Raw genomic sequence first — 9405 nt, 5'->3', positions numbered from 1 at the left:
CTCATGGCGCCCCCCCCCCCCCGCACATTTCAATCACAAAATCAAATACTTATTTAAATAAACTTGACTTTTCCGGATTGGTCTCGCGCAACCGTTCCGGCCGCGCAATCTGGGATGACAGGGCCGTTTCCCATCTCGCCGAACTCTGGAAACGCCTTTACAGCCCCGCATTCATTGCCAGAATTCTTGGCCTGACGGTCAAGACCGTTGGCGAGGCCGCGCGTCGCGCGGGCCTTCCCGCCAGGACTGGCCTCACGCTGCGCACGAGCTGCCCGTCTGACAATCCGTTCGCCGTTCCTGAAAACAGCACGGTGGCAGGTCAGATGGTCAAGAAAATCTGCCGCGTCACCAGCCGCATCTTCTTTGTTTCGCCACGCGACCAGAAAACCGTACATTGCAGTCTCCTCGGCCGCAGGCGCCTTGCCACCTATGCCGCCGGGTTCGCGTGAACATGCGCAATACCGCTGAGGCAACTACACGGCGTCTTCTTGACCCGGCATTCGGACAACTGATGATGGGGCGGCTGACGCTCACCCTTATTGTCAGCATGATCGTCAACGTCGGTCTGGCGATTTCCCTTTTCGTGGCAATCACGCATCCACCCCGCGTGAAGCACATCTATCACGACCCGTTCGGAAAGCCGCGAGAGCTGATCGTCACCGACCAGCCGTATTTCACGGACGCTCAGGTTACGAACTGGAGCGTCGAGAAGGTAACCGGCCTTTATACGATCAATTTCCTGCAATATGCGCAGCAACTTTCATCCTATGCCCAATACTTCACCACCCCGGCATGGAATACATGGCTCGATGCCTTCAAGAAGCCAGGGAACATCGAGTTTATCAAGGCCAGGAGGGTCATGCTGACGGCATCCCTCAAATCCGCAGGCTCGGTCAGATGGGAAGGAATTACACCGCGCGGGGACTATGAATGGCATGTTTATTTCCCCATGTACCTCAAATGGGAAAACGGCAGCGGCTCCAAGACCGACCAGCTTGCCGTCAACGTCATAATCCGCCGGACGAATGATCCCCTCCATCCCGATGGGCTGGTCATTGCGGAGCTGAACGCACCTCGTGCCAGTGATGGCGGTGACTGAATGCTCTCATCACGCACGGTATTACTGGGTCTGGCGCTTGCCTCAGCCCCATTCCCGGCCATGTACGCGCAGTCCCTCAATCATGATGACAGGCCCGAGCATGCCGATCCCGTCTATGCGGGCAGCCTCCCGCCCCCGCCACAGGCCATGGACAGGCTTTACGACCGCTTTGACGCAGGCCAACGGGCGCTTGACGGTGCGGATGACCCGCACCGGATCGTCGTGCCGGTTTCGCGCTCCGTAACGGTTGCAATGGCGGCCGGGGGGACGATCAATATCATACGCATCGCACAGGACTATCCGGCGTCCATTACTTTCCTTGATGAAACCGGACAGCCCTGGCCGATCGCATGGGATATCGCCAGCAACAAGAATGGTGGCTGCGACCAGGACGGGGCGGGGCATAACACCGCCGTACGCCCGGTCGGGATAAATGCCTGTGTACCGGAGCCGGGTTCGAACGTGCTGCAGCTCACGCCGGTTACACGCTACGCGCATGGCGGTGTGCTCGTCAGTCTCAAGGGAGCGCCCAAACCCATCAGTTTCATGATCGTGGCAGGAACTGGCTCATACGACGCCGACCTTACCGCGCGCGTGGCTGCACGCGGCCCAAACGCGCATGACAGGCCAAGTACGGGACCAGACATACCGGCCACGGGTTCTTCATTTTTCAACGCGATGCTCGACGGCACCCCCCCGGCCGAAGCAGTCCCGCTTCTGGTTTCAGGTGGAGACCCGGACCGCATACGCGCCTGGCAGTACGGTCGTCACATGTATCTGCGAACGAATTACGAAGTCGTCTCCCCCGGCCCTACGGGGCACGAGGCGCAGTACGGCTTCACGGTTTTTGAAATTCCTGAAACGCCGGAAGTCCTGGTGAATAACGGTGCCGGAACACCGCCCTTTCCCCTCCATCTCACGAAGGATGGCCCGTGAACGCGCAGCCGGATACCCCCACCAGAACCGGGCTACGCACGAGCCTCGACGATACGCGCCGCGTTGCCGCCTATGTTGTGGTGCTGTTCGTGATCGGCGCCATGGTCCTGTACTTCGTGTTTCATGTCGGAAAGCGGGATACGCCGCATTCGGAAAGCGTGAAGACGCCGGCGCTTGCGGCACCCGCGGGTGGTAGCAACCAGTCGTCACGCCTCAGCGAAATCACAAATCAGCAGGAAAAGAAAAACGCCCAGGAAGCGGCACAAAAGAATCAATCCTATACGCCCGCCCTGTCCGGTCGTGATCTCCCGAAAGAACAACACATAGCAGAACTGGGAGACGGCTCCGGCACGTTGGCCTCCCCGACGCCGACACAGACAAAAAACGACACGGCAACCCCGCCGCCCGGCACGCCCGACCAGAAACATCCCGCACAGGAGGCGCAAACAGAACCGAAACCACGCCCGCCACAGGTGAATGATCCGTTCAGCAATGCTCCTGACGGGGCCGGGCAGACCTCATCACAGTCAGCCACGAAGACGCCACACGCGAATACGACGCATGAGGAGCCTGCAATCAGCCTTGCAGCACAGGCCGAGCTGATCGCCGCATGGTCCGGACATGGTTCCCAGCTTGAAATGATGCTCCCGGATGATGACAGCCGTCCTTCCACCCGCCGCGGCAACAGCATCGCCAGTTCGAGCGCTCCCACGACAGCCCGGAGCGATGCCTTTGGCCGAAGCGCCGAACATACGAATGACAGTGGCGCACAGGCGTCACCTGCGGGAAACGCCAGCCAGTCATCACACGCGGGACAGAAGCCCATGCTTGCCGCAGGCCGGGGAGTCTACGGCCATTCGGTCATCACCTCGAACAGCGATCTGGGGGACCAGGTGCTTGTCGAGATAGATTCAGGTCCATTCGCCAAGGCGCGTATCAGCGGCGCGTTCCAGATGAAGAACGACCGGCTCATCATCAAATTTGACCACCTGATGATCGGCGATACAGACCCCATTGCGGTCTCGGCTTACGCCGTATCCCCCAAAACTGCCGAAACCGGCGTCGCGTCCGAAGTACACGAGCATCTCGCCACCCGCATCATCCTGCCAACGGCAGCGGCCTTCGTTGAGGGGCTCGGCAACGCAATGATGAGCGCGAACACGACGTCCTACACCGGCGGATACGGGATGACCTCGTTCACCCATCTCAATCTTGCCCAGCAGATGGGTGCCGCCGCCGGGCGGATGGGAGAGCAGCTCTCGCAGGTGCTCCAGAAGCAGACCGCACAGCAGTCCACGGTCAAGCTCAAACAGGGGGCCGAGGTCGGCGTCATCTTTGATGAACCCGTCTATGCGCCCTGATCCGCACCCACAACCAGTCGCCGCACAATGGCGCGACGAAGGAGAGGTATCATGAAAGGTAGCGCACTCATGCAGGAAATTGACGGCGGGTCGGTGACGATGCTGCGCACGCCCGCAAGTAAGGAGCAGGACAGCCTGGGTGGTCCACCGCCCCGGCCCGGTCCGGACGCCACGGCACCGGAAGCCCCGCAGGGACCGGCGCAGATGACAACAGCACGCGGCCATGTTCCGCAGGACGAACCGCACGTGCCCGGAAAAGTCTCGTCACGCCGGAACATCTACATCGGTGCCGGGTTGCTGATCGGAGGCCTGAGCGTCGGGGCCGCGTTTGCCGCGCACCACGGCGTTTCGGTCCCCTTTGTCACGCCGCAGCAGGGTCTTTCCAACACCGATGGCATGACAACCAGTCCCGCACCGGCCCAGATGGCACCGCAGGGGGCTGGCATATCGCCTCCCCGGCTTGAAGCGACGAACATATCGCCTCCCGCCGGACCCGGACAGGCCGGCACTCCAGCCTCGACCATGGCTCCGTCTCCATCCACCGCTCCGACCCAGAGCGCCTCTCCCATCGCCCCGATGGCGCCGACGGGTTCATCTCCGAACACGCAGCCAACCGGCATGCAACCCTCGTCTGCATCAACCACGCCGGAAGAGCAGACAGCATCAGCCGCGGATGGACATGAAGCGTCTGCGACGCCTTCAACGCAGCCCACGGCCGAAGACCGCCTTCTCGTAGAAATCAACCACCGGATGGAAGAACTGTCCGACCACGTTGATACACTCGAACACAGGCTGGAGACGACGCAGCAGGCGTTCGGCGAGAAACTCGCAACCGGCATGGGCGAATTCGCCGGCCGTCTGGATGAACTGCGGCACCGCGAGGACATGCTGGAAACGCAGGCCCACGACCAGGCCACAAGGGCGCAGCCCGCGCCTGCCCCCGCGCCAGAACCGGCGACGCAGGCGAATGCAGCCCCCCAGGCCACGCCACCCGCCAAGACACCGCAGACGCCGCCCCAGGAGAAGAAACCGGCCCATCATGAAAGCGCGCACCACGATGCACCTGTCGCGCCGGCCGTTGCCCTGCCGCGTTACTCGGTTCAGGCCGCAGCTCCCGACATCGCCATCCTGGCAGGCCCGGAAGGTGGCAATCCGATCCGCGTCGAACCCGGCGCCGTTCTCGGCGCGTGGGGCAAGGTCATCTCCGTCAGGCAGGAACGGAACGGCTGGGTCGTGCAGACCGAACACGGCGTGATCCGGTAACCATCCCATGCAGGGACTGTTCAATTTCGTCGCGGATATCGGGGCCGCACTGGAATGGGTTCTGCCGATGCTCTGCTATATTGGCGGGGCATCATTCCTTCTTGGCGGCGTCTACGGGATCTATGAACGCTCGGCCCAGGCCGCCGGTATGGTCGGTCGGCCGTTCGTGCCTGAATTCATGATTTTCGTGGGCGCGACACTGCTTTCATTTCCCCAGTTCCTGAACATGGGCAACCAGACGCTCGGGTTTGATACAAGCGCGTCCCTTTCCGGCGGCGACGCCCCGGCCGCCGTGTCGATCGACACCCTGACCAGCGCCATTACCGGCGGACCGGTCAAGGTGTTCTCGGCGATACTGCGCATGTTCCGGTTTTACTTCATGAGCTACGGCGCGCTGATCGTCTACTTCGCGATCATCCGGCAGGTCGGGCGCGCCAAAGGCACCAACAACTCATCCACCGGACTCAACATCATCATGCTGGTCGGTGGTTTCCTTGTCATGAACGCGGACGTCATCGGCCCCAAGCTCCTTGTCGAGCTGAATCTCGGGTCGTCATGAAAACGCTCCGCCAGATCCATACGGTGAATTATACATGAACAAGCTTCATCATGCCCGAAAACTTGCCTGTGTCCTCGGGATTTCCGCCCTCACACTGCACCTGACCGACATGCCCGCGCATGCGCAGGCCATCGACCAGATCGCACAGAACGCGACCACCCATATCAATCTGGCATGGAGCTATCTGATGAACATGGTCTGCTGGGTAGGCGGCGGCCTGCTCCTCGCGATCTCCGTATTCGCCTGGTACCAGCACCAGCGCAATCCCAACGCAGGCATCCGCATGGGCATGGTGCTCACCGGAGTGGTCTGCGGCGGATTCCTGCTGACACTTCCGTTCCTCGCCCGCACCACGTCCTACACGCTCTTCGAGCAGAACCCGGCCGTCACCGGCGAACAGAAGCAGATGCTGTTCGACCAGTAAGATGTTTGACCCCATCACGCATGCGAGGGCGCCCACGGGCGCTCTCAGGCTCTCCATGAACCCGGTCACGGCAGGCCAGGACTGCATGTGCTGCCGCAATACAACTGCCCGACTCTCGGTCGCGGACATCCCGTTATGCCCGACCTGCGCGCCAGCCTATGCACTCGACGAGCCGGACATCGACACGGTGGCCGTCCTCATCTGGCTGCCCCAGATGGATCAGGGGGTGCTGGGACGACTTGCCAGCGCAATATATGTTGCAAAGACGCACCCCGACGCTGCCAGCGGCGAGGGTGCCGCCCGGGCGGAACAGGCAAACCTGGTATTTTTGGCACTCTACAAATTACGCGAGCAGGCGCAGGAAAGGTTCGGCACCAATTCGCCTGCCGCGCTGCGCAGGATCGTTTCCAACACACCGTGCGATGACCTTTTCGGCCGACAGGGGACATCCGGACTGCGCATCCTCATGCGTGGGCAATGGTTCGGCGCTGACCCTGATTTCTATACACGCACGCTTCGTCTCTGGGCCGCGGGGCTATGAAAACAGGACGGCAAAAACCGGAAGCCGGCCGCAGGCGTGTGCCGCTACGCCGCGCATTAAGCCCGACAAACGCCATACTTCGTACCCTCAGTGCCGCATCCAGGGCATTCCGGCGCGAAATTACATCGTTCTGCGACCTTGCCACATGCGATACCAGCGGCCTCATTACGTTCGGCGGCGATTACGCTACTGTCCTGCGCATCGGCGGGCTGCGCCGGCTCGCGACAAAGCAGGATATCGTTACTGCTTCGAAAGCCCTTCGTGACGAACTGGCCAGCCTGTTCACCGAGCCCGGACACGCCCTGCAGTTCTGCTACTCCGCCGATCCCGATGCAGTCCGCGGCATCATCGAGCAGAACCTTGCCGACCGGCGCGCAATAGCACGTGCCCTGAATGCGGGCTTCGAGGATGTGTTCACCGAACGCGCCCGTGTCCTGACGCCTTACATGCGCGAGGAACGGATATGGCTTGTGGTGTGGACCCGTCCAGGTCGCCTCTCCCGCCCCGAGCAGAAGCTTATCGCGCAACGACGCAGACGCGACAGGGCCAGCGTTCCCCCGATCGGCGATGCACAGAATCCCTTTCTCTCAAGCCCGGAGCTGGCGACCATCCATAACGCGTTCGTCGCGCGGGTGCTGGAGGCGATGGCAACACGCGATGTCATGGTGGAAGCACTGGCACCGCGTGATGGCCTGCGGGCCATTCGCGAGGAGGTCTATCCAGAGACCGCGGGAGCGGACTGGACGCCTTCCACGCCACTGGACCGCCCGCCCCAGCATATCCCCGACGAAGACCCGCCGCCCGACATTTCGGACATGCTCTGGCCACCACTGCGTGAACAGGTCTTCATGGACGACGCCTATACGCCGGGATTTTCCTGGGCGCGTCTCGGGGTGAATGACTGGACGCCCGTGGACATGACCCGCGCGCCGGATGCACAGGCGCTTGCGCCATTTACCGAGCTTGCAGCCCGTATGGCGCAGCGAAGGATGCCCTGGCGCATGGGCGCGCTGATAGAAGGCGCACGCCCCGGCTACATGAGCTGGAAGGCCGCCATCGCCACCTTTCTCAAGTTCGGGACCAACAGGGCCATCCATATGGCCTTTCAGGAACTCGACGCCATCCGGGCACGCCAGGATGAGGCGATCACCAAATTCAGGGTGTCATTTGCGACCCGGGCCAGCATGGGAGATGAGGAACGCCTCGCGATCCGTGCGTCCCGCCTGCAGCAGGCCATTGGCGCATGGGGTGGCGCCAGCGCCACGCGCGTATGTGGTGACCCGCTCGCCGGTGTCATGTCCTCGGCGCCAGGTCTCGCCATCGCATCGACCGCACCACCGACCGCCGCCCCCCTGACCGAAGCCCTGACGCTGATGCCATGGGCGCGCCAGGCCGCGCCATGGCGCGACGGCGCGGTCATGTTCCGCGCGGCGGACGGAAAGATCGTCTTCTATGATCCGTCGGGCGCCGGACGGGGCGCCGTGCTTGACCTGTTTGTTGGTCCGTCGCGACGCGGCAAGTCCGTCCTCGACAACGCCCTGCTCCTCGGAACCCTGCTCAGCAATGCGAGCATGAGCGATGACGGACCGCGCATCCCCATGATCGGCAAGCTCGACATCGGGGATTCCACCGGCGGCTTTGTCGACATGGTGACCAACGGCCTGCGCCCCGAGGACCGGCATCTTGCAGTGCATGTGCCCTTTCAGCTTATCGCCGAACATGCCTACAACATATTCGACACCGAAGCGTGCTGCCGCAAACCCCTGAGCTATCATCGCACGTTTCTCGAAAACTTCCTCTCGCTGGTCTGCACCCCGCTGGATGGCAAGGCATTCGAGAGCATGAACCAGCTGATCTCGGCGGTGATCACCTGTGTCTATGAACTCTATTCCGATGAAGGGCCGTCGGTCAGGCCCAAGATGTACCGCGCCGGCATGCATCCCGACGTGGACGCACGCCTCGCCAGCCTGCGCATTGACGTCGCGCAATACGCGACATGGTGGGACATTGCCGACGCCTTCGCGCAGGCCGGTGACATGCGGTTCGCACACTTTGCGACCCAGCGGGCGGTGCCCGTCATGGCGGACCTGCTGGACGCCATACGCGAAGACCGGATCAGGATTCCGTTTGAAAAACCCAATCCGACAGGCGGGCAGGAAAGCTCGATCGACATCTTCCACCGCTACATCACTTCGTTCATCAGCCGCTATCCCACGCTGAACCAGCCGACCAGGCTGGACCTTGGCGACGCGCGCATCATCGTGGTGGACATTGCCCGTGTCGCGCCCGAAGGGCCCGGCGAGTCACAGCGCCAGACGGAACTCATGTTCCTGCTCGGCTTCCAGATCATGGCCCGGAACTTCTTCCTCGACCCCGACGAAGCCAACAATGTCCCGGCCCATGTGCGGCCCCACCACGAGCGACGGTTTCGCGAGTTCCGTGAATCCTTCAAACGCATCGGCTGCGACGAGTTCCAACGCACGGCGGGCGCGCCACTTATCCAGCGCCAGTTCGAAGAAGCTGCCCGCCGTGGCGCCAAACTCAACGTGAAGATCGGGCTTGCCAGCCAGAAACTCGCGGATTTCGGCACCTATCTCATCCAGCATTCCACCGGACGCTTCATCCTTGGCGCGGCCAATCCCGACGAAGCAAAGGAAATTGCCGAGACATTCCGGCTGACCACTGCCGGTCACCAGATACTCGAAACCGGCCTCACTGGCCCGCGACAGGATGGGGCCGGCTCGCCACTGATCCTCCAGATCCTCGTCAATGGCGCGTGGTACGAGCTTCATGTCCTGAACCTCATGGGACCGATCGAACTGTGGGCCCTTTCCACAACTCCCGAAGATACGGCCCTGCGCCGCCGGGTCTATGACGCACTGGGCACGACGGAAGCCCGCCGGAGACTGGCGCAGGTCTTTCCGCGCGGCACGGCACTGACGGAAATCGAGCGACGGAAGCAGGCCCGGACCCGCCAGGGAGAAACCGGGTCCGTGGCGATGGGGGGTGTCGTAAGTGAACTGGCCGATGAAATCATCAACGGAACGGGGCTCGGCACCGTCATCCGCCAGGAAAGTTCGGTGGACACGTCCGCACCCACAACGGGCCCCACGATACTGTCTCCATGAAACGAAACTGTTGATTTTCACTGAGAACTGACCCGGGTTTTTCATCAGGAATTGACCCAGCCAGATGCTATTTCAGGCATAGTCGGGCGGGCGG

At 62.1% G+C, this 9405-nt stretch carries 8 protein-coding genes and 1 pseudogene; all 9 read left to right on the top strand.

Annotated features, from left to right (window positions below; genetic code table 11):
• Positions 1 to 449, top strand: a pseudogene (locus DY926_RS17425) (hypothetical protein); the annotation flags it as partial.
• A 2-nt stretch (positions 450 to 451) separates the two neighbouring features.
• Entirely contained in the window at positions 452 to 1099 is a 648-nt protein-coding gene (locus DY926_RS16135; RefSeq protein ID WP_116704278.1) for a DotI/IcmL/TraM family protein, read from the top strand.
• Positions 1100 to 2035: a DotH/IcmK family type IV secretion protein gene (locus DY926_RS16130; protein ID WP_116704277.1), complete on the top strand. Its 936-nt coding sequence runs from the start codon at positions 1100 to 1102 to the stop codon at positions 2033 to 2035. It abuts the gene before it with no gap.
• Positions 2032 to 3396 (top strand): hypothetical protein, encoded by a 1365-nt coding sequence (locus tag DY926_RS17955; RefSeq protein WP_241503281.1) that lies wholly within the window; start codon positions 2032 to 2034, stop codon positions 3394 to 3396. The genes DY926_RS16130 and DY926_RS17955 overlap by 4 nt, the downstream gene beginning before the upstream one ends.
• A gap of 51 nt (positions 3397 to 3447) precedes the next feature.
• Positions 3448 to 4659, top strand: a complete 1212-nt coding sequence (locus tag DY926_RS16120; RefSeq protein WP_148707833.1) for a hypothetical protein — start codon at positions 3448 to 3450, stop codon at positions 4657 to 4659.
• 7 nt (positions 4660 to 4666) lie between these two features.
• Positions 4667 to 5218, top strand: coding sequence for a hypothetical protein (locus DY926_RS16115; RefSeq protein ID WP_241503280.1), 552 nt, complete (start codon positions 4667 to 4669; stop codon positions 5216 to 5218).
• 34 nt (positions 5219 to 5252) lie between these two features.
• Positions 5253 to 5642, top strand: coding sequence for a hypothetical protein (locus DY926_RS16110; RefSeq protein WP_116704275.1), 390 nt, complete (start codon positions 5253 to 5255; stop codon positions 5640 to 5642).
• Positions 5643 to 5697: 55 nt separating this feature from the next.
• The gene (locus DY926_RS16105) at positions 5698 to 6183 is read left to right on the top strand and encodes a hypothetical protein (protein WP_148707832.1); all 486 of its coding nucleotides are present in this window, start codon (positions 5698 to 5700) and stop codon (positions 6181 to 6183) included.
• A gap of 38 nt (positions 6184 to 6221) precedes the next feature.
• Positions 6222 to 9311 (top strand): type IV secretion protein DotO, encoded by a 3090-nt coding sequence (locus DY926_RS16100; protein ID WP_116704273.1) that lies wholly within the window; start codon positions 6222 to 6224, stop codon positions 9309 to 9311.
• Positions 9312 to 9405: the final 94 nt, after the last annotated feature.

Origin of the sequence: Komagataeibacter melaceti (assembly GCF_003403295.1) — a bacterium.
Classification (GTDB): Bacteria; Pseudomonadota; Alphaproteobacteria; order Acetobacterales; family Acetobacteraceae; genus Komagataeibacter; species Komagataeibacter melaceti.
The sequence above is the reverse complement of the archived record's forward strand: the minus strand, read 5'-3'. Positions and strand labels throughout refer to the sequence as shown.